The 23,478-nt window shown below is 61.9% G+C and carries 28 protein-coding genes; 20 read left to right on the forward strand and 8 right to left on the reverse strand.

Annotated features, from left to right (window positions below; genetic code table 11):
- Positions 1-3 precede the first annotated feature (3 nt).
- From GFD32_RS09430 to GFD32_RS09460, 7 genes are all read left to right on the forward strand, one after another.
- The gene (locus GFD32_RS09430) at positions 4-636 is read left to right on the forward strand and encodes an SDR family oxidoreductase (protein WP_163576304.1); all 633 of its coding nucleotides are present in this window, start codon (positions 4-6) and stop codon (positions 634-636) included.
- A 10-nt stretch (positions 637-646) separates the two neighbouring features.
- A complete protein-coding gene (locus tag GFD32_RS09435) occupies positions 647-1,129 on the forward strand; it encodes a metallophosphoesterase family protein (RefSeq protein ID WP_163576305.1) in 483 nt (160 codons plus the stop codon).
- An 84-nt stretch (positions 1,130-1,213) separates the two neighbouring features.
- Positions 1,214-1,492 (forward strand): type II toxin-antitoxin system RelE/ParE family toxin, encoded by a 279-nt coding sequence (locus GFD32_RS09440; protein ID WP_163576306.1) that lies wholly within the window; start codon positions 1,214-1,216, stop codon positions 1,490-1,492.
- Positions 1,492-1,785: a HigA family addiction module antitoxin gene (locus tag GFD32_RS09445; protein WP_163576307.1), complete on the forward strand. Its 294-nt coding sequence runs from the start codon at positions 1,492-1,494 to the stop codon at positions 1,783-1,785. Before GFD32_RS09440 ends, GFD32_RS09445 begins: the two co-directional genes overlap by 1 nt.
- 115 nt (positions 1,786-1,900) lie before the next feature.
- On the forward strand, positions 1,901-2,245 hold the full coding sequence (locus GFD32_RS09450) for a hypothetical protein (protein WP_089688115.1): 345 nt from the start codon (positions 1,901-1,903) through the stop codon (positions 2,243-2,245).
- Positions 2,246-2,305: 60 nt separating this feature from the next.
- The gene (blaOXA, locus tag GFD32_RS09455; protein ID WP_163576308.1) at positions 2,306-3,103 is read left to right on the forward strand and encodes a class D beta-lactamase; all 798 of its coding nucleotides are present in this window, start codon (positions 2,306-2,308) and stop codon (positions 3,101-3,103) included.
- Positions 3,104-3,141: 38 nt separating this feature from the next.
- The gene (locus GFD32_RS09460) at positions 3,142-3,360 is read left to right on the forward strand and encodes a hypothetical protein (protein ID WP_163576309.1); all 219 of its coding nucleotides are present in this window, start codon (positions 3,142-3,144) and stop codon (positions 3,358-3,360) included.
- Positions 3,361-3,409: 49 nt separating this feature from the next.
- Here GFD32_RS09460 and GFD32_RS09465 read toward each other — a convergent pair whose 3' ends face one another.
- Positions 3,410-4,717, reverse strand: a complete 1,308-nt coding sequence (locus tag GFD32_RS09465; RefSeq protein ID WP_163576310.1) for an MFS transporter — start codon at positions 4,715-4,717, stop codon at positions 3,410-3,412.
- On the reverse strand, positions 4,714-5,277 hold the full coding sequence (locus GFD32_RS09470; RefSeq protein WP_163576311.1) for a TetR/AcrR family transcriptional regulator: 564 nt from the start codon (positions 5,275-5,277) through the stop codon (positions 4,714-4,716). The genes GFD32_RS09465 and GFD32_RS09470 overlap by 4 nt, the downstream gene beginning before the upstream one ends.
- Before the next feature lie 266 nt (positions 5,278-5,543).
- Here GFD32_RS09470 and GFD32_RS09475 point away from each other — a divergent pair, with 266 nt between their 5' ends.
- Together GFD32_RS09475 and GFD32_RS09480 are read left to right on the forward strand one after the other, a co-directional pair.
- Complete coding sequence (locus GFD32_RS09475) at positions 5,544-6,374, forward strand: AraC family transcriptional regulator (RefSeq protein WP_163576312.1); 831 nt, start codon at positions 5,544-5,546, stop codon at positions 6,372-6,374.
- 13 nt (positions 6,375-6,387) lie between these two features.
- Positions 6,388-7,002: a LysE family translocator gene (locus tag GFD32_RS09480; RefSeq protein ID WP_163576313.1), complete on the forward strand. Its 615-nt coding sequence runs from the start codon at positions 6,388-6,390 to the stop codon at positions 7,000-7,002.
- A 53-nt stretch (positions 7,003-7,055) separates the two neighbouring features.
- On the opposite strand, the gene GFD32_RS09485 is transcribed toward GFD32_RS09480, so the two are convergent.
- The 3 genes from GFD32_RS09485 to GFD32_RS09495 are packed head-to-tail and all read right to left on the reverse strand — an operon-like array spanning position 7,056 to position 10,913.
- A complete protein-coding gene (locus GFD32_RS09485; RefSeq protein WP_163576314.1) occupies positions 7,056-8,198 on the reverse strand; it encodes a mandelate racemase/muconate lactonizing enzyme family protein in 1,143 nt (380 codons plus the stop codon).
- Positions 8,195-9,385: an iron-containing alcohol dehydrogenase gene (locus GFD32_RS09490; RefSeq protein ID WP_163576315.1), complete on the reverse strand. Its 1,191-nt coding sequence runs from the start codon at positions 9,383-9,385 to the stop codon at positions 8,195-8,197. The genes GFD32_RS09485 and GFD32_RS09490 overlap by 4 nt, the downstream gene beginning before the upstream one ends.
- 1 nt (position 9,386) lies before the next feature.
- Positions 9,387-10,913, reverse strand: coding sequence for an aldehyde dehydrogenase (locus tag GFD32_RS09495; RefSeq protein ID WP_240455594.1), 1,527 nt, complete (start codon positions 10,911-10,913; stop codon positions 9,387-9,389).
- Positions 10,914-11,090: 177 nt separating this feature from the next.
- Between GFD32_RS09495 and GFD32_RS09500 the strand changes: the two genes are divergently transcribed.
- On the forward strand, positions 11,091-12,014 hold the full coding sequence (locus tag GFD32_RS09500) for a LysR substrate-binding domain-containing protein (protein WP_163576316.1): 924 nt from the start codon (positions 11,091-11,093) through the stop codon (positions 12,012-12,014).
- Here GFD32_RS09500 and GFD32_RS09505 read toward each other — a convergent pair.
- A complete protein-coding gene (locus tag GFD32_RS09505) occupies positions 12,009-12,911 on the reverse strand; it encodes a LysR substrate-binding domain-containing protein (RefSeq protein ID WP_240455595.1) in 903 nt (300 codons plus the stop codon). The two genes, GFD32_RS09500 and GFD32_RS09505, sit on opposite strands and share 6 nt — an antisense overlap.
- A gap of 82 nt (positions 12,912-12,993) precedes the next feature.
- Between GFD32_RS09505 and GFD32_RS09510 the strand changes: the two genes are divergently transcribed.
- The 3 genes from GFD32_RS09510 to GFD32_RS09520 all read left to right on the forward strand — a co-directional run bounded on the left by GFD32_RS09510 (position 12,994) and on the right by GFD32_RS09520 (position 16,211).
- Positions 12,994-13,887: a HalD/BesD family halogenase gene (locus GFD32_RS09510; protein ID WP_163576318.1), complete on the forward strand. Its 894-nt coding sequence runs from the start codon at positions 12,994-12,996 to the stop codon at positions 13,885-13,887.
- A gap of 51 nt (positions 13,888-13,938) precedes the next feature.
- Positions 13,939-15,186, forward strand: a complete 1,248-nt coding sequence (locus GFD32_RS09515) for a M24 family metallopeptidase (protein WP_163576319.1) — start codon at positions 13,939-13,941, stop codon at positions 15,184-15,186.
- Between the two features lie 155 nt (positions 15,187-15,341).
- Positions 15,342-16,211 (forward strand): glycine betaine ABC transporter substrate-binding protein, encoded by an 870-nt coding sequence (locus GFD32_RS09520; protein ID WP_163576331.1) that lies wholly within the window; start codon positions 15,342-15,344, stop codon positions 16,209-16,211.
- A 43-nt stretch (positions 16,212-16,254) separates the two neighbouring features.
- On the opposite strand, the gene GFD32_RS09525 is transcribed toward GFD32_RS09520, so the two are convergent.
- Both GFD32_RS09525 and GFD32_RS09530 read right to left on the reverse strand, forming a co-directional pair.
- Positions 16,255-17,127, reverse strand: coding sequence for a sirohydrochlorin chelatase (locus tag GFD32_RS09525; RefSeq protein ID WP_163576320.1), 873 nt, complete (start codon positions 17,125-17,127; stop codon positions 16,255-16,257).
- A 17-nt stretch (positions 17,128-17,144) separates the two neighbouring features.
- Positions 17,145-17,477: an antibiotic biosynthesis monooxygenase family protein gene (locus GFD32_RS09530; RefSeq protein WP_163576321.1), complete on the reverse strand. Its 333-nt coding sequence runs from the start codon at positions 17,475-17,477 to the stop codon at positions 17,145-17,147.
- Positions 17,478-17,628: 151 nt separating this feature from the next.
- On the opposite strand from GFD32_RS09530, the gene GFD32_RS09535 reads away from it, so the two are divergent.
- The 7 genes from GFD32_RS09535 (at position 17,629) to GFD32_RS09565 (ending at position 23,356) form a co-directional block, all read left to right on the forward strand.
- A complete protein-coding gene (locus tag GFD32_RS09535) occupies positions 17,629-17,871 on the forward strand; it encodes a type II toxin-antitoxin system Phd/YefM family antitoxin (RefSeq protein WP_163576322.1) in 243 nt (80 codons plus the stop codon).
- A complete protein-coding gene (locus GFD32_RS09540; RefSeq protein ID WP_163576323.1) occupies positions 17,868-18,131 on the forward strand; it encodes a Txe/YoeB family addiction module toxin in 264 nt (87 codons plus the stop codon). The genes GFD32_RS09535 and GFD32_RS09540 overlap by 4 nt, the downstream gene beginning before the upstream one ends.
- Before the next feature lie 360 nt (positions 18,132-18,491).
- Positions 18,492-18,824, forward strand: a complete 333-nt coding sequence (locus GFD32_RS09545; RefSeq protein WP_163576324.1) for a DUF427 domain-containing protein — start codon at positions 18,492-18,494, stop codon at positions 18,822-18,824.
- Positions 18,821-19,960, forward strand: a complete 1,140-nt coding sequence (locus GFD32_RS09550) for a nucleoid-associated protein (RefSeq protein ID WP_163576325.1) — start codon at positions 18,821-18,823, stop codon at positions 19,958-19,960. Before GFD32_RS09545 ends, GFD32_RS09550 begins: the two co-directional genes overlap by 4 nt.
- Before the next feature lie 2 nt (positions 19,961-19,962).
- Entirely contained in the window at positions 19,963-20,907 is a 945-nt protein-coding gene (gapS4a, locus tag GFD32_RS09555) for a GapS4a family protein (protein ID WP_163576326.1), read from the forward strand.
- Complete coding sequence (gene gapS4b / locus GFD32_RS09560; RefSeq protein WP_163576327.1) at positions 20,904-22,046, forward strand: GapS4b family protein; 1,143 nt, start codon at positions 20,904-20,906, stop codon at positions 22,044-22,046. Before gapS4a ends, gapS4b begins: the two co-directional genes overlap by 4 nt.
- Positions 22,047-23,020: 974 nt before the next feature.
- Complete coding sequence (locus GFD32_RS09565) at positions 23,021-23,356, forward strand: type II toxin-antitoxin system death-on-curing family toxin (protein ID WP_163576328.1); 336 nt, start codon at positions 23,021-23,023, stop codon at positions 23,354-23,356.
- Positions 23,357-23,478: the final 122 nt, after the last annotated feature.

The following is a 23,478-nucleotide window of genomic DNA, read 5'->3' on the forward strand; positions in this document are numbered from 1 at the left end:
CCCATGACGACTCTGGTAATCGGTGCCAACGGCCAGATCGGCCGCCAGTTCTGTGCGCTGGCCCATGCGGCGGGCGAGCCCATCCGCGCCATGATTCGCCATCCCGGCCAACAGCCCTGGTTCGAGGAGCGCGGCATCGAGACGGCCATCGCCGATCTGGAGGACGACTTCACCCACGCCTTCGACGACTGCGATCAGGTCGTCTTCACCGCCGGTTCCGGCCCGCACACCGGTCCCGACAAGACTCTGCTGATCGACCTCTACGGTGCCATCCGTGCCGTCGACGCCGCCCGTGAGCGCGGCCTCTCTCGCTTCCTGATGGTCAGCGCCATGCGCGCCGAGAATCCCCAGGCGGCACCCGAGAAACTGCGTCCCTACATGGCCGCCAAGTTCGCCGCCGACGCCTATCTGCGTGCTTCCGGCATGCCCCATGTGATCCTCGAGCCGGGGCGGCTCACCGACGACCCCGCCAGCGAGCGAGTGGCCGCCTCGCTGGAGGAGACCGACGGCGAGAACCGCGTCTCGCGCGGCAACGTCGCCCACGCCCTGCTGCACCTGGTGAAGGCTCGGGAACTCGTCGACCGTGAGTTCGTCCTGCTCGATGGCCAGCGATCGATGGCTGAAGTGCTCGGCTGAGGCCGTTTTCATGCAGGCGATCATTACCGAGCGGCCCATCGGCGTCATCAGCGATACCCATGGGTTGCTGCGCCACGAGGCGCTGTCGATGCTGGAAGGCTGTGGGCTGATCCTGCACCTGGGCGACGTCGGCCATCGCGACGAAGACGCCGCCATCCTCGAACGCCTGGCCATGCTCGCTCCGCTGGCGACGGTGCGCGGCAATATCGACACTGCACCCTGGGCCGAGACGCTACCGATGACCCGCGATCTCGCCGTCAATGGCTGGCGTCTGCACCTGGTGCACGTCCTTCGGGAGTTCGATCCAGCCACCTCCTGCGATGCCGTGCTCCACGGCCACTCCCACAAACCGCGTAACGAATGGCAGGATGGCCGGCTGCTGTTCAACCCCGGCGCCGCGGGCAAGCGCCGCTTCCGCCTGCCCATCACCCTCGGCAAGCTGTGGGCCGATGCACGTGGCCTACGCGGCGCCATCGTGCATCTGCCACTGTGAGCGCATCTATGGATCCATGGCTTGAGTTGATAAACAGTTTGGTATACTGTTGATGTGTGGTGCGCATCGCGCTACGATAAGGTCATGATCGTTTCATTCCGGCACAAAGGACTGCGACGGTTCTTCGAAACGGGAACGACCGCCGGTATTCAGTCTCAGCACGCCAGGCGTTTGCGAATGCAATTGGCCGCATTGGACACGGCTGCGTCAGTCGAGGACATGGATATTCCCGGCTTCCGCCTGCATCGGTTGAAAGGGCGCGACAAGAAGCGCTGGTCCATCTGGGTCAATGGCAATTGGCGCCTGACATTCGAATTTCGAGATGGCAATGCCCACGTACTCGATTACGAGGACTATCACTAATGGCGATGCATAATCCTCCCCATCCCGGCGAATTCATCCGTGAGGTTTACCTGGAGCCCTTCGAACTCAGTTCTCGGCGACTGGCGGAGAGGCTTGGCGTGTCGGCCTCTACGCTATCGCGGGTGATCAAAGGCGTCAGCGGCATCAGTCCCGAGATGGCTCTGCGACTTTCAAAAGCGCTGGGGCGCTCGCCGGAAAGTTGGCTGGCCATGCAGGATCGGTTCGATCTATGGGTGGCACGCCGCGAGGTCGATCTGGACCAGGTGGAGCCGATCTCTTTTGATGCAGCATAAGGCAGAACCCGATGCACGCGGTCTGCGCGGCGCCATCGTGCATCTGCCGCTGTGATTCGCGCCGATGGTGTGACAGCCTTGCCGGCAGACCTCCGCCGATATCGGGATCTCGACCATGGGCACCGTTGAAGAAGCCGACCTGGCGCCGCGCCTGCGCGAGCTGCTCCTGCACCTGCCTGCCGAGGCCGTGCCGATCACCTACCGGCAGGCCGCCGAGGCCTTGGGATTGTCGCCGCCGGGCACCATCCAGCGCGTCGCCCAGGCGCTGGAAACGCTGATGCGCGAAGACGTTGCCGCCGGCCGCCCGATGATCGCGGCGCTGGTGGTCAGCCGCCGCGGCGAATTGCCCCGTCAGGGGTTCTTCGAACTGGCCGTCGAGCTCGGTCGCTTTCCCTCCGATCCGGCGCGGCATGAGGTGGCGTATCGGCAGGAATTGGCGCGGCTCATGCAGGCCCCATGAGCGCTTGGTCGCTCTCACCGTAGGCCTGTCGCCTGGCCTCATGAAACGATGGATGGAACCATGACCCTGAAATTTTTACTGGCAGGCGCCCTGGCGCTGACTCTGACTCCCCTAACCGCCGCGGCCGATGCCTGGCAGTCGCACGGAGATTGGGCGGCCCTCTTCGAGGACCATGATGCCGAAGGCACCCTGCTGGTGGTGGATCAGCGTCAGGATGCTCAAGCGGCCTGGGTACATGACGCCGAGCGCGCAAGGCAACGCTTCGTGCCTGCCTCCACCTTCAAGGTGCCGCACACGCTTTTCGCCTTGGATGCCGGCGTGGTGGAAGACGAGTTCCAGGTCTTTGTTTGGGACGGTACCGATCGCGGTGTCCCGGCATGGAATGCCGACCAGGATCTGCGCTCCGCCCTGCGCAACTCGACGGTCTGGCTCTATCAGCGGTTCGCCCGGGAACTGGGCGAGGAGAGTGAACGCCGCTACCTGGAGACGACCGACTACGGCAATGCCGAGGTCGGCGCCGATATCCAGAATTTCTGGCTGGAGCCGGACAATCTGGAGGTCTCGGCTGCAGAGCAGATCGACTTCCTGCAGCAGCTCTATCGCAATGCGCTACCGTTCGACGAGGCCGACCAGCGGCTGGTCAAGGACCTGATGATCGCCGAAGCTGGTCGCGACTGGATCCTGCGCGGCAAGACCGGCTGGTCCGGCGAGCTGGCCTGGTGGGTGGGCTGGGTCGAATGGCCCAGCGGGCCGGTGTTCTTCGCCCTCAACATGGACACCCCCCATCGTATGGACGATATCCCGAAGCGCGATGCCATCGTGCGCGAGGCGCTGCGTGACTTGGAGGCGCTGCCCTGAGGGCCATCGCCCCATCCGTCCCCCATCCGGGCGATCTGATGTTCTGGTGGTTGCTGCAACCGCTGATCGCAACGCCCCAGCCGCCGCTGGAGATCGGCGAGGCTCACGAGGAGTGGCCCCATCGCCGACTCAGCCTGACCGACCTGGGGCACGACATCCTCGCGGGAAGTCGCAACTGGTTGGATCATGCTCCCGGCGAGCGCTGGGTGGGCGGTATACGTATTGCGCCACGCCGGGAAGCGATGCGCCGGCCTTGAAACGGACTGCCGGCCGGGCTTACTTGCCACCGGGTCTCTGCATGTGCTGCTAGGCGGGTCCGTCCTCTTTCGCAACGGGTTCGATTGGCTCGCCATTCTCGTCCAGCAGCTGGTGGTCGTAGGCTGCCTGAAGGCCGGTATCGTCAACCGTCGGCAGTTCATCCAGTTGCGGCTCTGCGGCCTCTTCCGTCCAGTCCGCCCAGTAATCGATATGGCCCGGATAAATCGGCGACAGCATCGCCAGCAGGATGCCGATCATCGTGAAGATGGCAAACGCATCGGCGTACCCGAAGCCGTCGACCAGCGCGCCGACGACCGGAGAGCCAACCGCCTGGCCGAGCGCGCAGGCCATGAATGGCAACACCGGCCCCATCGAGAGGCGGCCCGGCAACAGCCGGATGCCGGTCATGAGGTACAGCCCGGTCAGACTCATGTAGGCAAGGCCGAAGACGAGCGCAGAGAAGATAGCCAGCCCCAGCCGGCCCGGGCTGGCGGCGAGCAATGCCAGGCTCGAGGCGAGCATCATCAGCATCAAGGCTTGCGTGATCGGCGGGTTATTGCGGTCGGCCAGGTCGCTCACCATGGCACCGCCGAGGCCGGCGATACCGACCGCCAACCACAGCCAACCGGTGTGGCCGGAGGGAAGCGCGCCGAGCGTGACCGCCAGGTCCGGCGCGAAAAGCCAGTACGCCGCCGACACGAAACCCATGGCAAAGGCGAACAGCGTGAGCCGAGCGAGACGCGACCACTGCAACCGAGTGATCGGGGGCGGCGGTGCGGCGTTTGCCGGCATGATCCGTGATACCGAGGGAAGGAAGAACCACGCGGCAACGATCCCGATGCCGGCCAGCGCGGCGAACATGGCATACGTGAAACGCCACTCATCGTATAGGAAGACGACGGTCGGCACTGCGACGATGATGCCGACGCTGGTACCGGCATTCATGATGGAACTCACGCGTCCATGCATCGTGCGGCTCACCAGCGCCTGCATGGCGGCGGTCAGTGCCGGCATCATCAAACCGGTGCAGATGCCGCAGATGAACACGCCGACACCGAGCCATAGGGCATCCGATGCTTGACTGATCAGTGCCAGGCCGCCAGCGCCGAAGCTACCCGAGAGCACCGCCAAGTTGCGAGCGCCGAGGCTATCGGCGGCCAGCGGCGCGACCAGCGTGGCGAGCACGAAACTGATGAACGGCAGCGCCCCGACGAGGCCGATCAGGTACGGCGTCATGTCCAGCTCGGCGCTGATGGAAGGAACGAACAGGCCGAAAGCGAAGCGCGCGAGCCCGTAACTGATGGCGATCAGTGCGGCACCGAATAGGGCGAATCCGATGTTCGACAAGGTTCTCATGGGGTCTCGCTCCGGGCCGTTGCGAGGAGGGTGTCGACCACCGCTCGGGTGTCGGCCAGGGCCGTCGGCGCGCCTAGCAGGGTCACCGCCATATTGCTGCCTTCCAGCACCAGGAAGAGGCGGCGCGCCAGACTGGTGTGGTTCAGCCCGTCGCGGGCCACGGCGGATTCGAGGCGTGTCAGCAGCTCGGTCTTGGCGGCCGCCGCCAGGGCATGTATCTCCGCGCTGTGCTCGGCGAACTCGCCCATCGCCTTGGCCATGATGCAGCCCTGCGGGCTGTCGCGTTCCAGCCAGCGGCCATGCGCCTCGACCAAGGCGCGCGTCTCCTCGCCCGGCGAGGCGGAAGCCACAGCCGCATCGAGACTGGCGATGAAGCGCTCATGGCGGGCCTCCAGAACGGCGGCCACTAGTGCCTCCTTGGAGGCGAAGTGGTTGTAGAGCGTCATGCGCACCACCCCGGCAGCCGCTACGATGCGGTCGATGCCCGTGGCATGGAACCCCTGCTCGTAGAAGAGGCGTTCGGCAGTGGCGAGCAACTGGTCGCGCTTGGAAGCTGGCATCGGCGGCCTCTCCTATATAGACCGATCTATCTAAATATGACCCTATTGCAGTACAGCGCTCCGAAGGCGTCAAGCGATTCCCTGGTGAAGCGCGCTCGGCATAGGGGCGGAAATCCGCGAGGATGTCGCGATGGCAAACCCGTCGTGGGCGAGGTCGATGCCGGTGTCGGTTCGCTGTCCGTCGAATTCCGCAATAATGTCCAAGCCGGTGGCCTGGCGTTACGCCTAGACTATGCCCGAGTGACGTTCAGGGGAGGCTTGGCACGGTGAAACGGACGAGTCGCTTCGACTACTACAAGAGTCGGCACATTCCCGAGCTCAAGGTGCTTCGGGCAGCGCTGAGCGATTTCAGCTACGACCGCCATGCTCATGAGGAGTATGCCTTCGGCGTGACCCTCGCCGGGCGGCAGGATTTCTTCAGCGGCGGGGAGTTTCACCGCAGCGCGCCGGGCAACGTCATCCAGTTCAATCCCGAACAGGTGCACGACGGGCACCCGGGCGACGACAGCACGCTGGGCTACGTCATGACCTACGTGCCCGCCGCCCAGCTCGAGGCGTTGTTCGCCGATGCGGCGGGGAGCGAACGTGCCGGCGCTTTCCGCTGTGGCGACACCTTGATCCCGGATCCCGAATTGCGGCGTGCCATCCTGGAACTCTCCCAGCTCGTCATCCACCGAGTGGGCTCGCGCATCGAGCAGGAGCACGCCCTCTACCGGATCGCGTCGCGCTTGGTGCAGCGTGCCGGTCAGTTCCGGGGGGCCGGCAAGGCGAGTCGCCCCGATGCACTGCTGATGCGAGCCAAGGAGTACATCCTCGCGCACCTGGAAGACGATGTGTCGCTGGACGACATCAGCCAGGCCGCCCACCTCTCGAAGTATCACTTCCTGCGCCTGTTCCGGCAGCAGCTCGGCATTACGCCGCATCAGTACGTGCTGAACTGTCGGGTCAATGCCGCGTGCCATGCCCTTGAGGCCGGGGTGGCACCTGCGGAAGTGGCCTTCCGCTATGGCTTTACCGACCTCAGCCACTTCAACCGCCGTTTCAAGCGCATCTACGGCAAGACGCCGAACCAGTACCAGCGCAGCGTCACTTCGTAACCGGGACTTCGCCATGTTAGCGATCGTTGCCTATGCCCTGGGCGTCATGTACACGCCTGGGCCCGTGAACCTGCTCGGTCTGAATGCCGGGCTTCATGGACAGGCCAGGGCCACGCTGGGGTTTTTCCTCGGGGTGGGGGCGGCCATGCTCATTCTCTTCTTGCTGTTCGGCTGGGTCGGCGCCGCTTGGGTACAAGGCGACGTGCTCGCCGTGGTGGGTGCCCTGGGCTGCGGCTATATCCTCTATCTGGCCATCAAGATCGCTCGCTCGAGCATCGATCTGGGTGCCGTGCGCCAGGCACCGCGGGTGATGCGCTTTCGCGACGGCCTGATCATGCAACTCTGCAACCCCAAGGGCATCGTCGCGACGTTGCCGATTGCCACGATCCAGTTTCCCGCGGCGGGCATTCACGGCACTGCCCTGGTGCTCTGGTCGGTAGGGCTGGCCGTGCTGGCGGTCGGCGCGCCCGGCAGCTATGCACTGGTCGGCGCCCTGCTCGGCAAGCGCATCGAGAACCCGAGAATCCTCAAGGGCTTCAGCCTGGCGATGGCGGCCTTGCTGGTGTGGGTCGCGATCACCATCGGCTACGAGCATGTGTGGCTGCCGCTCGCGACTGGGGGACGCTGAAGGCCGAGGGCACGAATTGACTCTGCTCCGCGCTATGAAGAGGCCGCTTCATGTCAGCCATAGGTGGCCTGGTCGGCGCGGGTGTCGCGCAGGCGCTGCTCGTCGAGGGCGATGCCAAGGCCCGGTGCCTCGGAGAGGGTCAGCCAGCCGGCGTCGTCGGTGGTCAGCGGGGCGAGTAGCGGATAGTCGCGGGCCTCGGGCGTCCATTCCGGCGGATCGAAGGGGAATTCTAGATAAGGACAACCCTCGGGTCCCACGGTGCCGGCGGTCAGGTGCAGGTTGGCGATCAGGCCGATGCCGTTGCCCCAGGTGTGCGGGGTGAACCACTTGCCGCGCGCGGTCACCTCCCGCGCCAGCCGGGACAGCCCCAGCATGCCGATCGAACAGACCGCGTCGGGCTGGTAGACGTCCAGGCAGTCGCGCCGCAGCATCTCGTGGAACTCGTAGGGCTCGCGGGTCATCTCGCCGCCGGCGATCTTCAGCCGGTCGCCGGTATGCGCATTGAGCGCCGCCATGCCGGGATAGTCGCCTCGGTAGAGCGGCTCCTCCATCCACAGCACGTCGTGGCGTATCAGTTCCTCGGCCACTTCGCTGGCCTTGGCCAGATCCCAGGAAGCCTGGACGTCCCAGGGCATGCGCCAGCCCTGGTTGCAGTCGACCATCAGCGTGAAGGCTTCGCCGAGCGTCTGGCGCACCGCCGCCAGGGCTGCGATGTCGTCTTCGATCCGGGGGCGGCCGAAGCGCAGTTTCATGGCCGGGAAACCGGCGTCTCGCACTCGTTCGGCCAGGGTCACCAACTGCTCGAGCGGGCGGTGGGTGCCGCTGGAAGCGTAGGCGCGCAGGCGGTTCGAGACGCCGCCGAGCATGCGCCACACCGGCTCGCCGCGGATCTTGCCGGCGAGATCCCAGAGTGCGACCTCCAGCGGCCAGCAGCGTCCGGCGTGAAAGCCGATGTTGTCGATCACGCCGCTGTGGCGTTCCAGCTCCAGCGGATCGCGGCCGATGAACAGCGAGCGGAAGTCCTCGAAGCCGTACATCGCATCGCCGGAGCCCACGCCTTCGCGTCCTTCGCTGTCGATCACGCGGACCAGTGTCGCCGGAAACCGCCGGCGCGGCTGGCTATCCCAGGCCGCCGGAAAGGGCGGCTCGAGCGGCTGTTGGTGGTGGGTGATCTCGATGCGGTCTATGACGCTCATGCGGGGTGCTCCTGGGCGGCTGTCAGGTGGGCCAGACGGCGCTCGAACAGCGACACCGTGGCCTCGGCGAGCGCGTGCCAGTCGTCGGCTTCCGGCCGTCGCGCGGCGTTGTCGGCCATGGGGGCGTTCTCCTCGGCCTGCATGGTCGCCGAGAGGGCTTCGGCGTCCATCTCGAGATCGGCGTAAGGTGCCAGCGCCGCATCGAAGCGGGCGGCATCGACCAGGGCGCTGAAGCGGGCGGGCAGATCGTGCGCCGTGTCGCCTTTCGCCAGGGCCTCGGCTGCCGGGGCGAAGACGGTCTCGCGCCCGTCGATCGTCCAGGCCAGGGTGGCCTCCACGCCGAGCGTCACGGCGACGCCATGCGGCAGGTGGTAGAGCGAGCCGAGGGCATGGCCGATGTTGTGCCCCAGGCCCGTGCCGCCGTTGTCGATCGCCTGGCCGGCGAGGCAGGCGGCGACCTGCATCTGCTGGCGCGCCTCAAGGTCGTCGGGGGCGGCCACCGTGCGGGGCAGCGCCCGCCCGATCAGCCGCATCGCCTGCAGTGCGCTGGCCTCGATGAAGACGTGGCGCCCCTGGCCGCTGGCTGCCTCGAGGGCGTGCACGAAGGCGTCCAGGCCGGTGGCGGCGGTCAGTGGCGCCGGCAGGGTGCGCGTCAGTTCGGGGTCGAGCAGCACCGCCTCGGGCAGCAGCGCGTCGCCCCAGGCCCACTGCTTGCGTCCCCGGTCGTCGGCGACGATCGAGGTGCGAGTGACCTCCGAGCCGGTGCCCGAGGTGGTGGGGATCATCACCGCGGGGGCGCGTCCCGCCCAGGGCGTGCGGGCGAGCAGGTAGTCGGCCATGGCGCCGGGGCTCTTCGCCAGGGCGGCCACCAGCTTGGCGATGTCCAGGGCGGTGCCGCCGCCCAGGCCGATCACCAGCGGCGACTCGAGCTCGCGGGCGGCCTCGGCGCCGGCGTCGACCGTCGCCAGGGTCGGCTCGCCGGCGGGCGCGATGAAGCGCGTCACGGGCAGTTCATCGTCCAGCAGCGAGGCCAGTCGGTCGACAAGGCCAGTGGCCGCGATGCCGGCGTCGGCAACGATCAGCGCACTGCCGGCGTCATGGTCGCGGCACAGCTTGGGCAGTTGCGCCAGCGTGCCGGCGCCGACCGTCAGGGGCACCTGCCGGCCGGTGGTGAAGTTCATCGGCATATCAGGCATCCAGCTCGATCCAGGTGGTCTTGAGTTCGGTGTACTTGTCGAAGGCGTGCAGCGACTTGTCGCGCCCCTGGCCGGACTGCTTGAAGCCGCCGAAGGGCGCGTTGATGGAGGTGTGGTCGTAACAGTTGACCCAGACGGTGCCGGCGCGCAGGGCACGGGCGGCGCGGTGGCCGTCGCTCAGGCGGTTGGTCCAGATCGCCGCGCCTAGGCCGTAGTCGGTGTCGTTGGCGACTGCCAGGGCCTCGTCGAGGCCATCGACGGCGATTGTCACCAGCACCGGCCCGAAGATCTCCTCGCGGGCGATGCGCATGTCGTTGGTGACGTCGTCGAAGATCGCCGGCGTGATGAAGTCGCCGCCGCTGTCCTGGCGCACGCGCTCGCCGCCGAACAGCAGCCGGGCGCCCTCGTCGCGGCCCTGCTGGAGATAGCCCATGACTTTGTCGGCATGTTCGGGCTCGATCATCGCGCCCATCGGGGTGTCGGGATCGAGGGGATCGCCGGGCTGGAGCTCGTCGGCCCACTGGCGCACCCGGGCCAGCAGCTCGTCCTTGATGGTGCGGTCGACGATCAGCCGGGTGCCGGCGTGGCAGGTTTCGCCCTGGTTGTACCAGACGCCGTAGGCGACATACATGGCGATGCGGTCGAGGTCGTCGACGTCGCGGGTGACGATGTGCGGGCTCTTGCCGCCGCATTCCAGGCCGATGCGCTTCATGTTGGAGCGCGCCGAGTACTCCAGGAATTTCTTGCTGATCTCGGTGGAGCCGGTGAAGCCGATGGCGTCGACATCGTCGTGCAGGCCCAGCGCCTGGCCGGCTTCGTGGCCCAGGCCGGAGATCACCTGCAGGGCGCCGGTCGGGATGCCGGCGTCCCGCGCCAGTTCGGCGACGCGCAGGGTGGCCAGCGTCGACTGCTCGGCGGGCTTGAGGATCACCGAGTTGCCGGCGCCCAGCGCCGGGCCGAGCTTCCAGCCGGCGATGATCAGCGGGTAGTTCCAGGGCACCACCGCGGCGACCACGCCGACCGGTTCGCGGTCGATCAGGCAGACGCTGTTCGCCCCGTTGGGCGCGGTCTCGCCGTACAGCTTGTCGAGCGCTTCGGCGTACCAGCGCAGCCCACCGACCAGCCCGGGCACGTCCACGCTGGTGGTCTGACCGATGGGCTTGCCGGTTTCCAGGGTCTCGAGCAGGGCGATCTCGTCGGCGTGGGCGGCGATGGCATCGGCCCAGGCGAGCATGCGCGCCTTGCGCTCGGTGGGCGGCAATTCGCGCCACTCGCCGGCCTCGAAAGTGCGCCGTGCGATCGCTACCGCCCGGTCGACATCGGCGGCGTCGCAGGCGGCCACCTCGGCCAGGGGCTCGCCGGTGGCCGGGTTGCGGGCGGTGAAGGTGCGACCCGACTCGGCATTGCGCCACTCGCCGCCCACATAGGCACGACGGGGCAGCGGCAACCGCTCGGCCAGCCCGCGCCAGCCTGCCAGATCGCGCGTTCGGGGCATCAGCGTTTCGATATCGTCGGCCATGGTGATCGATTTCCAGAGCTGAGGATTGAGGGTCTCGATGGCCAGTCTGGGCAGCGTCGGATGGGGCGACAAACGAGAATTTGGTACCCTGGGCATGAGTAAAACGCATGACGTACCGAAAAAGCTCGCGTTCCGAAACGCCATCTCCCGATAAAAACGCATGAGGGGCCGTCGCCCATGAGTCGCTACCTGCCACCGCTCAACGCCCTCAAGGCCTTCGAGGCCGCCGCGCAGTGCCAGAACTTCACCCTGGCGGCGCAGCGGCTGCACGTGACGCAGAGCGCGATCAGCCGTCAGGTGCGTCATCTGGAGGAGCAACTGGGGGTGAGCCTGTTCGAGCGGCGGCCGGGGCAGTTGCGGCTGACCGAGGAGGGGCGGCGCCTGCTGCCGGCGCTGAGCACGTCGTTCGACCGCATCGCCCTGACGGTGCGCGATCTCGCCTCGCCGACGGATCTCACCCGCTTGCGCCTCAACGTGCCGCCGACCCTGGCCAGTCGCTGGCTGGTGCCGCGCCTGGACGATCTGCGGCGGCGCTATCCCTTCCTGTCGTTGACGTTGACCACCCGCGAAGTCGACGACCTGGCCGCCGACAGCGCCCTGGACGCCGCCATTCGCTTCGGCGACGGCGACTGGAGCGACGTCGAACCGCACTTCCTGATGCAGGAACACCACATTGCGGTCTGTTCGCCGCGCCTGCTGCGAGGCGGCCAGCCGCTGGACCTGAGCGAGCAGACGCTGCTGCACGTGATGCGCACCACCGAGGATCGCTTCCCGACCTGGCGGCACTGGCTGGATGCGGCGGGGATCGAGGGCGTCGATACCCAGGGCGGATTGGAATTCGACCTGCTCGATCTGGCCATTCGCGCCGCCCTGGAAGGGCTGGGCATCACCATCGCCGACCGTGCCATGGTCGCCCGGGAGCTGGCCAAGGGGGCGTTGGTGCAGCCGCTGGCGGCAGCGATGCCGGGGCATCAATCCTACTGGTTCGTCACCCGGCCGGGGCAGGGCGACGAGCCGACGCTGACGCTGCTGCGCGACTGGCTGCTCAGCGCCGTAGCCAGCGACAGCTCCCCGGAGCGTTCGTTGGAGCGCTCGTTATAGCGTTGCGGGCAGCGCCTCCGTCATCACCTCGCGCAGCCGTTGCACGAAGGCCTCGAAGGCCGGATGCGTCAGGCTGGGCGAGCGATGGATCTCCAGCTCGGCGGCGGGCAGGGGCGGCAGGCCCTCGGCCTCGCCCAGCACCCGCCAGCGCTCGGGCACCATGCGCCGCTCGCAGAGCGTCACCGCGCGGGCCTGATCGACGATGACGCGCAGGCCGCTGGGGCTCTGGCTGGTCGAGTCGACCTGCCAGGCCAGTCCCCGCTCGGTCAGCGCCTGAAGCGCGCGCCGCCGATAGACGCACTGCTCGGGGAACAGGGCCAGCGGCAGTGGGCGTTCCGGGTCTGGGCGGAAGTCGCGATGCGCGGCCCATACCACGGCCTCCTCGCCGACCACCTCGCCGCCGCTGTCGGCGGCGTGGCGCACCGCCAGCACCAGATCCAGCGAGCCGTCATCGAGCCGGTCGAGCAGCTCGGTGGACATACGGCAGTGGATATGCACCCGCACCTCCGGATGACTCGCCGAGAAACGCTCGAGCAGGGCGGGCAGCCAGGTGCCGGCATAGTCCTCCGGCAGCCCGAAACGCAGGGTGATCGGCTCGTTCGAGACGTTCAGCGCCCCCAACGCCTCGCGCTGGAGCTGCAGCAGGCGCCGCGCGTAGACCAGAAAGGTCTGGCCGTCCGGCGTCAGCGCCAGGTGACGGCTGGTGCGGTTCAGTAGCCGCGTGCCCAGACGATCCTCCAGGGTGCTCACCCGCAGGCTGACGGTCGACTGCGTCCTGTGCAGATAGCGTGCGGCCGCGGTGAAACCACCGCTGTCGGCCACCGTGACGAAAGCCAGCAGCAGGTCGCTGTCCAGGGCGGGCAGGCGCGATCGATCGGAATCACCGATTGAATCCATCGGAATGACTCGTTTTTCGAATGGCTGTAGGGCGTCCAGCATAAGCCTGACCGAGGACGACCGACACCCCAGGAGGTTACCGATGAGCGCCACCGACCCTGGCCTGGCCGACGCCGAGGCCCTGGACCTTTCCGATATCGTCGACACCGCGCGATATCCCCTGCACCGGCCCGATGACCCGGCGCTGCTCGAGACCGTCGAGACGGCCCGCGCCCACCTGGACCGCGAAGGCTGCGTGGTGTTGCGCGGTTTCCTGCGCCAGGATCGCCTCGGGCGCGTCCGCGAGGAGAGCGCGCGGATGGCCGAGACGAGCTTCTACAACACCCGCGAGGTCAACGCCTACTTCACCGCCGACGACCCCGAGCTGCCCGAGCGAGACCCCCGACGGCTGTTCATGACCCGCACCAGCGGTTTCGTGACTCGCGACATGATCACCGCCGACACCCTGATCCACCGGCTCTACGTCTCCCGTGCCATGAAGTCCCTGGTGCAGCGCTGCCTGGGCGAGCCGCGTATCTACGAGTACGCCGACCCGTACGCCGGGCTGGTGCTCAACGTACTGCCGGACGGCACCGAGCAGCCGTGGCACTACGACACCAACGAATTCATCGTCACCATGATGACCCAGCAGCCCGAGAGCGGCGGGGTGTTCGAATACTGCCCCAACATCCGCAACCCCCAGGACGAGAACTACGCCGAGGTCGGTGCGGTGATTCGTGGCGAGCGAACGCAGGGCGTAAAGCGCCTCGACCTGCGCCCGGGCGATCTACAGCTCTTCAAGGGGCGCTTCAGCCTTCACCGGGTGACCCGCGTGGAGGGCGACACGCCACGCTTGACGGCGATCTTCGCCTATTCCCAGGCGCCCGACGTGGTGGGCCGCCTGGAGCGCACTCGCCAGCTCTACGGCCGGGTCTCGGAGCAGCACATGCTGGCCGAGGAGCGCCGCGAGGAACGCGCCGACGGCCTGATCGACTGAGCCGATCCGACAACAACAATCGCTTCCGACCCCCGAGACGAGGAGACACCGATGAGGATGGACCTGGCGGCCATGGATATCCTGCCGCCCACTCACCAACCGGCCGACTGCGAGCCTTCCGCCGACGAGATTCCGCGCATCCTGCTGGATCGGCTCGGGCGGGTGCGCGCCGAGCTGGCCAAGCGCGACATCACCGCCGCGGTGCTGTTCGACCCCGCCCATGTGCGCTACGCCACCGGCTCGCGCAACATGCAGGTCTACAGTTCGCGCAATCCCGCGCGCTATGCTTTCGTGCCCGCCGAGGGCCCGGTGGTGCTGTTCGAGTTCTCCGGCTGCGAGCACCTGGCGCGCCACCTGCCCACGGTGGACGAGATCCGGCCGGCCAAGGCGATTTCCTACTACTTCAACGAGAAGAACACCGAGGCGGTGACCCGCGCCTGGGCCGACGAGATCGTCGAGCTGGTGCGCCAGTGCGGCGGCGGCGAGCGCATCGCCATCGAGAGCGCCACGCCGGAGGCGGGCTTCGAGCTGCAGCGTCGCGGCTACCGGGTGCTGGACGCCCAGGAGCCGCTGGAACAGGCGCGTGCCTACAAGGTGCCCAACGAGATCAAGATGATCCGTTCATCGTTGCGCGCCGTGGAAGAGGGCGTGCGCAAGCTGGAAGCCGCCATCGTGCCGGGCGTCAGCGAGAACGCCGTCTGGGCCAAGCTGCACGAGCACATCATCGCCACCGATGCCGACTTCGTCGAGACGCGGCTGATGAACTCCGGGCCGCGCACCAACCCCTGGTTCCAGGAGTGCTCGGACCGCCTCATTCGCGACGGCGAACTGGTCGCCCTGGATACCGACGTGGTGGGGCGGTACGGCTACTATGCCGACTTCTCGCGTACCTTCCTGTGCGGCGATGGCGAAGCCAGCCCGGCCCAGCGGGATCTCTACAAGCTGGCCTACGAGCAGATCCGCACCAACATGGAAAACCTCAAGCCCGGGGTCAGCTTCAAGGAATACGCCGAACGCGCCTGGCGCATTCCGCCCGCCTACCGGGCACGGCGTTATTTCGCCCTGGCGCACGGGGTGGGCATGAACGGCGAATATCCCTACATCGTTCATCGCGAAGACATCGACGACAAGGGCTACGACGGCATCATCGCTCCGGGGATGACGCTGTGCGTGGAGAGCTATATCGGCCACGAAGACGGCGGTGAGGGCGTCAAGCTCGAAGAACAGCTGTACGTTCGCGACGACGGCCGGGTCGAGCTGCTGTCGGATTATCCCTTCGATCCCAGGCTGATCGGCTAGGCAAAAGAGCCGGCGCCATTCGCTTTTCTCATGGCAGGCATTCTCAATCCAAGGGAGGGGAATGGCGAAGACCTTGTTACTATTAAATACCGATAAAACAACCAAGCATCGATAAAATAATGGATAACGGAGAGACGATTCCTATGAAATTGCAGATGAAGACCCTCTCGTCCGCACTGCTGGCCCTTGCCCTGATTCCCGCGAGCCAGACCCTCATGGCCCAGGACAAGGATCTGGTCATCGGCACCAACAACTGGGCCGAGAACATCGCCGTCGCCAACCTGTGGAAGATCCTGCTGGAGGACGAGTACGGCTACGATGTCGAACTCTCCAATGTCAGCAAGAATGCGCTCTACACGGCCCTGGCCCAGGGCGATATCGACATCTCCATGGAGATCTGGCTGCCGATCACCGACAAGCCTTTTCTCGAACCCTACGAGGACGAGCTCGAGGTGCACGACGCCTGGTACGAGGGCACGGGCTTGGGGCTGGTCGTTCCCAGCTACGTCGATATCGACACCATCCCGGAACTCAAGGAACGCGCGGACGAGTACGAATACCAGGGCAGCCCCTCCATCCTGGGCATCGACAGCGGCTCCGCGATCGCTGGCCTGACCGACGACGCCATCGAGGCGTACGAACTGCCGCTGTCGCAGGTCAACAGCTCCGGCCCCGCGATGATGGCGGCCCTCGACGGCGCCTACGCCAACGAGGAACCCATCGTCGTGACCCTGTGGAGCCCGCACTGGGCCTTCGCCGAATACGACCTCAAGTACCTCGAAGACCCCAAGGGCATCTACGGCGAAAACGAAACCATCTACTGGTTCTCGCGCGGCGACTTCGCCAGCGACGATCCCTGGCTGACCGAGGTGTTGAACGCCTGGAAAATGGACGACGACAGCCTCGGCGGGCTGATGGCGAGCATCGAGGAGGTCGGCGACCCCGTCGAGGGCGCCCAGCAGTGGATCGACGACCACCGCGATCTGATCGACGAATGGTTGGAGGTGGAAGCCGAAGCGCCTTGATCCTTTCGCCGGCCCGGCCTTCGAGCGATTGCCGGGCCGTGGGTCAGTCGGGCATGACGCTGCCGCCTGCGGGCGGCAGTTCCGTCAGCAGCGGCTCGCCGGCCAGGGCCTGCTGCAGGCGGGTCGCCAGGATATCCACGATGCCGTCATGCTCGCCGACCAGCCGCGTGGCGGTCACGTTCAGGCCGGGCGAGCGCGACATCGCCGCTTGGCAGATCTCGGCGATATCGCCCCCTTCGCCGGCATGGCGGCCCGGGGAGAGGAACAGCATGGCGAGAATTACGTCGCCGTGGGCCATCGCCGGTGAAGCCAGCAGGTCGACCAGCAGCGGCTCGTTGAAGCGATAGGCATCGCCGTCGCGGCGCTCCATGGAAGCGAAGGTGACGCAGCTCGCCTCATCGGCCAGCAGCACGCTCAACTGGCCGGCGAGGTAGTTGCGCACCGCCGTGACTTCCGGGTTCGGGCTGCCGTGATCGACCAGCACGACTTTCGGTCGCGACAGCCCCGCCATCCTTTCCCGCACGTTGTCCGCCAGCAGCCGCGCCAGGCGCAGGTCCACCGTCGTCTGGCTTTCGACCAGGGGCAGGGCCACCTTGACGCCCAACTGCGGGTAGCTGGCTTGCACCTCGCCGAGGCGCTCGGGCAGGTAGCCGGTCAGCGCCTGGCTGGGGCCGAAGAAGAAGGGAAGGATGAGCAGCTCGGTCACGCCCTGCTGGGCATAACGCTCGGCCAACGGCCCCAGCGACACGGCCTTGCGCCCATCGAGCTTCTCTGCGGGGATCTTGAAGGAGTGCAGCAGGGAAGCGGCCTCGACCGCCTCGCCAGTGGTCCGGCTCAGGGCGTGAGCCAGGCGACGCAGGTTGAGCGTGGCCTGCGGGCGCAGGGAGCCGTTATCGACGAGCACGATCTTTCGCATGTCGGGCCTCGCTGCGTTCAAGCGTCGTCCGACTCGCCGATCGTCTGGATGACCTCGAAGCCCTCGAACTTGGGCGGGCCCAGGTAGAGCCCCTCGCGGCGGCTCTGGCCGGCGTTGGCATGGGCGGCGCGGAACGCTTCGGAGTGCGTCCAGGCCTCGAAGTCCTCGCGCGAGCGCCAGATGGTGTGCGAGGCATAGAGGACGTGATCCTCCTCCTCGGGCCCGCGCAGCATGTGAAACTCGACGAAGCCGGGCAGGCCCTGCAGGTGGGTCTCCCGCTCCAGCCAGATCTGCTCGAACTCGTCCGTTCTCTCGGGATTGACTCGAAAACGATTCATGGCGATGAACACGTTGCTCGCTCCTCGTGGTTGGCCGCTCAAAGGGGTCCGGGTGACGATGACACCTTCGCCGGTGGTGGGCAAGCCACGCAAGACGTTCGCTTTGGCGTACGTTCGCAAAGGCGTACAATCGGTGAAAGATTGAACACGCAAAAGGTGCGTTATGACCGGAATCACCGCCACCGAGGCGCGCAGCAACCTATACCGGTTGATCGATGAAACTGCCGAGTCCCACCAACCCATCGTCATCATGGGTAAGCGGAACAAAGCCGTCTTGGTATCCGAAGAAGACTGGGCGGCAATTCAAGAAACGCTTTACCTCCTCTCCGTACCTGGTATGCGGGAGTCCATTCGTGAGGGGAGGGATACCCCCGTGGATGAATGCGATGAGGAGCTGGACTGGTGACATGGAAGTTGGTTTACACCAAGCAAGCCCAGAAAGATGCAAAGAAGTTAGCCTCCAGCGGCCTCAAACCAAAAGCCCAGGAACCGTTAGCGCTGATAGCGGAAGATCCATACCGCAAGCCGCCTCCGTTCGAGAAGCTCATCGGTGATCTTGCGGGGGCCTATTCACGTCGCATCAATATTCAGCATCGTCTGGTCTACCAAGTGCTCGAGGACGAGCGAGTGGTAAAAGTGCTCAGGCTCTGGAGCCACTACGAATGATGCACGACCAACCGCTGTGCCTCCGAAGTGATCGCCATACATCGAACTCACATCGTACCTCCTGCTGCTTTCCGATTCGGCACTGGCGTCGATGCAGCATCAACATGATCACTCTCCCTACGCCGACTTCGGGGGATCGTGAGATCAAGAGTCTCGTGCCTGATGATACCGAAGAGCCACGCCGCTGTGGCGGCTGGGGGGTGGCGAGCTGAGCGGTGTGCCAGGGCCGGTTTGCACCATGCTGTGCCAGCCGCAGAGGCAGGCAACGTTGATCCGGCGCATGGGCCGATCCATCCTCTGGTGCTACGCTGAATCTCAGAACGCCATAACGACACTGCCCATACGCAAGGGGATGGCGCCATGCCAACGGCTTCCACCGAGCCCCGCATCACCCTGCACCCGCACGACCGTAGAGTGCAGGTGAACATCGACGGCACCCCACTTGCCGACACCACCCGTGCCATCGAACTCCGAGAACGCGGCTACCCGCCACGGCAAAACATACCCCGCGATGACGTACGCATGGAGCTGCTGACGCCCTCCAAGACGGTGACCCACTGCCCGTTCAAGGGAAATGCCTCGTATTTCTCGTTTGGCGATCACGCCGACGTGGCGTGGAGTTATGAGAGGCCGATAGAGGGGATGGAAGCGATAGAGGGAAAGCTGGCGTTTTATAAGGAGATAGTGGAATGACAGCTATCGACCCAAAGCGGCCATCCAGACCAAGGCAGCAGGCACGCTCACCGGTGTTAGGCCATGCAAGTCACAATCATGGGCAGCTTAACGTACTTAAAATCATTAAGGGCAGGGAACGAATGTTTGACATCAGTTCTGCAAAGGTGAAGAAAGTAATTATTCATCGAGTGGGGAACAAGTTGAGAGATGAGGGGGTTCATATCTCACCAAATGAGTGCCATCGCTCAACTACTCTTAATAATTTGTTATTAAATGGATTCTTGGCTCCAGTCATCAGAGGCGGTCAGGAATGCTGCCTTTCGCATGAGTCGGATATTTCTCTTAACACGGTCAATCACTACGCGAGCAGTGTCTTTACAGATGTAAAAAATTTTATATCAAGCAGTGATGCGATCGCAAAGCACCTCTACAGTTGCTCGAACCATCCCAACATAGGAGGTGGAGAGTTTCTGATTATTCTTTTCGAAGATATTAGGAACGAAGGAAAGTCGGTGCAGGCACTAGGGTTGTTCAGAGTAGAAGGGAAAAACGATTACCTAGATGTTGGCGAAGAGAAAGGAGCCATCCAAGTCTATGAACGAGCGGGGATATCTTTAGATAAAATTCAGAAGGGAGCTGTTGTTCTATCGGATGAATTGCAGGTGTTTGTAATTGATACATTAGGTAAAAAGACAAAGTATTGGATTGAAAATTTTTTAAAAGCCGTCCCAGCCCAGACGTCGAAGAAAAGTGCACAAATTGCAGGGTCTTTGCTCAAAGAGATATCCAAAAAAGTAGAGTCACCAAGCGCAGCACTAGAATTTTCTCGCCAAGTAGAAGGACTACTCACTGAGGCGGACTCCTTATCCATCGCAGATCTGAGGAACGTATCTAGAGAATTTATAGGAGATAGTGAGATTGATGATCTTATGAATGGAGCGCAAATCAAACACGGAGTTCTTCTTGATAACGACGTGCAGTTTGAAAGCAAAATGCTCGCTAAATACGCAAAAGACGTTGTAACAAAGGCACGCATTTCGAAGGGAGTGAGCCTGATCGTAACTAACCCAGGCGCGAAGATAAGCTCAATAGATGTAGAGTCTACTCATTCCGGCATTCGTGCGGTGGTTGATATTAAAATGGAAGAGGTATAAATATGGCTGGGGAGAAGTCAAAAAGATCAGGCGAAATCGGAGAAGCATTGGCGACAGCTCTTCTGGAGCGGATAGGTTGGTATAACTTAATTCATAACATATCTATTGAATGCAATACGCCTTCGCATGTTACGGGAAAAAGAAAACAACGCCAGAGTCATGGTGAAGATCAGGTTTATTTGTATAATAATCCATTTCATGATGACAGAACTGACATAGTACACGTATCAAATAAAAATATAATTGGCCGTTATCCCCAAGTAGGCACATTGAGGACAACCTTTAAAAGCCATATAAAGGAACTCGGTGAAACTATTGAGTGTGCTAAGCACAATCAGAAGCTCCGGGAGATTGGGACTGCCTTCCAAGCCAGAAAGAAGCGGTACCACGCGGGGCTTCTCATATGGTTACATAACGATCACGAAGATATAGAGAAAAATATTCTCGCTGATCTTGCCCCCTCTCGTACTGATGTTGAGGGCGAGATCCCATATTACATAATTGACAACGGTCGTGCCGCATTCTTACTTAAAGTGGTGGATGATCTGCGTAGGCGCGCTGTCGGTGGAGATTATAATTTCTTCTTTCCACGTATAGGCACATCAATAACTGTAGATGAGATGCGAACAGGGCGTGCGCTTCCGCTGGAAATATTAGCGTCAGACATCATTCCTGCGGTGGTGACAAAAGATGGGAAAAAGGAATTGTTTTTGTACGCAAACGAAGCTTTTCATATAGATTCATATAAAAATCTAATGGCATATGGTCTGAATTTTGCCTCTGGACTTATTACAACAATACGGATTGGGATGTCGAACTACAACGCGGCGCGCGATGAAGAGGACGCTAGTCATGCTAGGCTTGTATTCCACAATCGTGATGAGACTATAAGCCCATTTTCATTCAATCGCTCAATCCTCGATCTTCTTCAAGAGGGTGCGCAATGAAACAGACTATTGACTCTAACTATCTAATCCCGTCAGGTGCTGAGCTTCGGGTGTTGCTCAACAGTGCACACATCTCATATGGAGAGGTCCATTCAGCACTCAAAGCTAAAGGAGTGTTTTGTGGAAACAGTGATAAGCCAACTACTGTCCCATTGCTATCGGCTTTGCTACTCAAGCCATCTGAGTACGCGGCTTTGATCGAAGCTTCTGTTGATAGAGACTCCAAGCCAAAAGTTAAGTTATCATCTCTTGAACTGGTTGAGAAAAGTTCAGATTGGATTGCGCCATTAAAAGAACTTTTTGAAACGGACTTTAATCCTTTTCAAAATATAGAGAGCATTGAGGTTATTGATGCCCCACAAGTAGTAGTTGACGGAAAAGAAAAAATAAGAATTCCTTATGCGATCAATCGAAAAGATTTTAGTCAGGATTGGACTAAAAGAGAGTTGAAGTTTAATGGTGAAATATCAATTGAACGACAAGGTGATTGCCTAAAGCTGGATTTTTCCTCTACGCACTCATCGAAGGAAACAGAATCGATCAATAAGCGTCTAACTTCGAAAATATCAAAGACCCTAAAAGGTTCTGGCGTAACTCAAAGTGATATTGAGCGGCGAATAATGTTTGGCAGTTTTTCAAATGAAGAGAGAGTACGGTTTTTCAAAAGGTTAACTGGAGGCCGTCGGCGAGAAATATCCAAAGGAAATGTCAATGATATGGAAATTAGTCGCGATATTTCTGGTCCGCCATTACCGAACGATCCTCAAGTGTCTTGGATGAATCAGACAGTTAAGCGAATTAAGATAGATGGCGAAAAGCTCAACGACATCTTCTTGATTTCTGATGAAAAGTACTACTCTTACTATCATGTCCAAAGAATGGATGTAACCTTTCCTTATTCATTTTCTACAAATTCTGGAGATTTTAGGGTGGGTTTTTTCTTCAGCACACCATCTCGTGGTGATACGACAAAAGAAGATGCGGAACTAACCTTCGAGGTTCATAGAATCTCCCATGACCACGTTGTTAATGCAGATTCTAAGAAAGATATAAGCATGAATATTTCTAGGTCCGTTCGTGGACTAATCGAAGACGAATTCGAAAAGCTTATTGCTGAACGATCCACGCCTGCAGAATGATTTGATTCCTGATCGGATTTTCGGATGATGCACTATTATGAGGTCAGGCCTAACAACCGCAGGGAAGCCGATGGCTTTTTCAGTCCGTCTTCGGCTTCACTACAAAGCCGCGGTTACTGCGAGCGTTTACGAGCCGAGCTACATATGATCGGAACATTGGATAATCTGAAGAATAAGGTTGCTGAATACTGTGCCAGTTATCGGCACCCTGACATGGAGGATTTCAACCTAGGGCCTCTATACGACTTATTTCCTGAGCAAGACGGCGGATCAGTTCGTGCTGAACGCAAATGGAATGAAACCTGGCCTAGTAACGGTCTGGCTGGGGTGTACGCATTTCTCGATGGCGACGGTACTGTGATCTATATCGGGAGGTCGTCAATGAAAAGCTCGGTCAGCGCGAGATTAAATGCGTATTGCGGGTACGGGCCCGAGAAAAAGTGAAAATTAAAGCACGAAGGCTGGAGCATTCAGCCTCGGTATGTGTGGATCGTCGGTGTGCCGCGAGCCACCCCGTTCGAGGCTGCTGCTCTTGAAGAGTTTCTGATCCGAGAAATTTCAACGTTCGACAATGTGAACGGGGTTGGAAAACTTGGTTAACAAGGCCAGGCATGGCGACGCCTATTTCGTTGCGGCTTCACCTCCACTCCCAAGGTGCGCATGCTAACAGCCTTATATCAGCACTCACTGAAAGGCTGCTATTGGCCGGATGCCGAAATTTAGACTATGCTGATGGATTAGTTTCGGCAGCTGACGACCCGAAGCCGACATGCAGGAACAGGCAGCGAACACGTTCATTGGGGATATGCAGCATGCACGATGATTGGTGTTATACTGCCGATCTATACTTAATGTTTATTAATTTCAGTAGGCTAGAAGAATGGTGGCGTGCAGCATAAGATTGTTGAACGTGCATGCGCGTTCAAGTGGAATATCGAGCATGCTACATAATACAGCTGTCCGAAGGAGGTGTGATGGTATACCTGTCCTATGACGAAGTTTTGGAGATTCACCACGAGTTGGTGGACTTTTTTCAAAATGATGGCGACCCGATAGAGCCTGCCGGACCTCGGGATGTGGCTTTGCTAGAGTCAGCGTGTGAAAGGCCGAAAACGGGGCTAGGCGGCACAGATAAGTATGGCACAGTGGATGAGAAAGCGGCTGCTCTTTTCCATTCTCTCGTTGCAAATCACCCGTTTCATAATGGCAACAAGCGTACAGCCCTTGTTTCTACTGTTTGGTTCTTGGATCAGAATGATCGACGTGTGCAAGCGCATGACGATGAATGGTTTGACTTTGTTGTTTCGTAAACGATCCAGTAACCCCACCTGTTGCGATGTGAGTCAGCCCGGTAGAGTGTCTTTCCAGTGCCACGGCAGCAGCGTGTCGAGGTCGTCATCTTCGCCAAGCCTCGGCAGAGTCTCGAACACGA

Source organism: Halomonas faecis, assembly GCF_010993975.1.
Lineage (GTDB): Bacteria > Pseudomonadota > Gammaproteobacteria > Pseudomonadales > Halomonadaceae > Halomonas > Halomonas faecis.

What these genes read in the sequence shown, in the direction of transcription:
- GFD32_RS09430 (WP_163576304.1), top strand. Translation starts at nt 4, where the DNA reads ATGACGACTCTGGTAATCGGTGCCAACGGCCAGATCGGCCGCCAGTTC.
- GFD32_RS09435 (WP_163576305.1), top strand. Translation starts at nt 647, where the DNA reads ATGCAGGCGATCATTACCGAGCGGCCCATCGGCGTCATCAGCGATACC.
- GFD32_RS09440 (WP_163576306.1), top strand. Translation starts at nt 1,214, where the DNA reads ATGATCGTTTCATTCCGGCACAAAGGACTGCGACGGTTCTTCGAAACG.
- GFD32_RS09445 (WP_163576307.1), top strand. Translation starts at nt 1,492, where the DNA reads ATGGCGATGCATAATCCTCCCCATCCCGGCGAATTCATCCGTGAGGTT.
- GFD32_RS09450 (WP_089688115.1), top strand. Translation starts at nt 1,901, where the DNA reads ATGGGCACCGTTGAAGAAGCCGACCTGGCGCCGCGCCTGCGCGAGCTG.
- blaOXA (WP_163576308.1), top strand. Translation starts at nt 2,306, where the DNA reads ATGACCCTGAAATTTTTACTGGCAGGCGCCCTGGCGCTGACTCTGACT.
- GFD32_RS09460 (WP_163576309.1), top strand. Translation starts at nt 3,142, where the DNA reads ATGTTCTGGTGGTTGCTGCAACCGCTGATCGCAACGCCCCAGCCGCCG.
- GFD32_RS09465 (WP_163576310.1), bottom strand. Translation starts at nt 4,717, where the DNA reads ATGAGAACCTTGTCGAACATCGGATTCGCCCTATTCGGTGCCGCACTG.
- GFD32_RS09470 (WP_163576311.1), bottom strand. Translation starts at nt 5,277, where the DNA reads ATGCCAGCTTCCAAGCGCGACCAGTTGCTCGCCACTGCCGAACGCCTC.
- GFD32_RS09480 (WP_163576313.1), top strand. Translation starts at nt 6,388, where the DNA reads ATGTTAGCGATCGTTGCCTATGCCCTGGGCGTCATGTACACGCCTGGG.
- GFD32_RS09485 (WP_163576314.1), bottom strand. Translation starts at nt 8,198, where the DNA reads ATGAGCGTCATAGACCGCATCGAGATCACCCACCACCAACAGCCGCTC.
- GFD32_RS09490 (WP_163576315.1), bottom strand. Translation starts at nt 9,385, where the DNA reads ATGCCGATGAACTTCACCACCGGCCGGCAGGTGCCCCTGACGGTCGGC.
- GFD32_RS09495 (WP_240455594.1), bottom strand. Translation starts at nt 10,913, where the DNA reads ATGGCCGACGATATCGAAACGCTGATGCCCCGAACGCGCGATCTGGCA.
- GFD32_RS09500 (WP_163576316.1), top strand. Translation starts at nt 11,091, where the DNA reads ATGAGTCGCTACCTGCCACCGCTCAACGCCCTCAAGGCCTTCGAGGCC.
- GFD32_RS09505 (WP_240455595.1), bottom strand. Translation starts at nt 12,911, where the DNA reads ATGGATTCAATCGGTGATTCCGATCGATCGCGCCTGCCCGCCCTGGAC.
- GFD32_RS09510 (WP_163576318.1), top strand. Translation starts at nt 12,994, where the DNA reads ATGAGCGCCACCGACCCTGGCCTGGCCGACGCCGAGGCCCTGGACCTT.
- GFD32_RS09515 (WP_163576319.1), top strand. Translation starts at nt 13,939, where the DNA reads ATGAGGATGGACCTGGCGGCCATGGATATCCTGCCGCCCACTCACCAA.
- GFD32_RS09520 (WP_163576331.1), top strand. Translation starts at nt 15,342, where the DNA reads ATGAAGACCCTCTCGTCCGCACTGCTGGCCCTTGCCCTGATTCCCGCG.
- GFD32_RS09525 (WP_163576320.1), bottom strand. Translation starts at nt 17,127, where the DNA reads ATGCGAAAGATCGTGCTCGTCGATAACGGCTCCCTGCGCCCGCAGGCC.
- GFD32_RS09535 (WP_163576322.1), top strand. Translation starts at nt 17,629, where the DNA reads ATGACCGGAATCACCGCCACCGAGGCGCGCAGCAACCTATACCGGTTG.
- GFD32_RS09545 (WP_163576324.1), top strand. Translation starts at nt 18,492, where the DNA reads ATGCCAACGGCTTCCACCGAGCCCCGCATCACCCTGCACCCGCACGAC.
- GFD32_RS09550 (WP_163576325.1), top strand. Translation starts at nt 18,821, where the DNA reads ATGACAGCTATCGACCCAAAGCGGCCATCCAGACCAAGGCAGCAGGCA.
- gapS4a (WP_163576326.1), top strand. Translation starts at nt 19,963, where the DNA reads ATGGCTGGGGAGAAGTCAAAAAGATCAGGCGAAATCGGAGAAGCATTG.
- gapS4b (WP_163576327.1), top strand. Translation starts at nt 20,904, where the DNA reads ATGAAACAGACTATTGACTCTAACTATCTAATCCCGTCAGGTGCTGAG.
- GFD32_RS09565 (WP_163576328.1), top strand. Translation starts at nt 23,021, where the DNA reads ATGGTATACCTGTCCTATGACGAAGTTTTGGAGATTCACCACGAGTTG.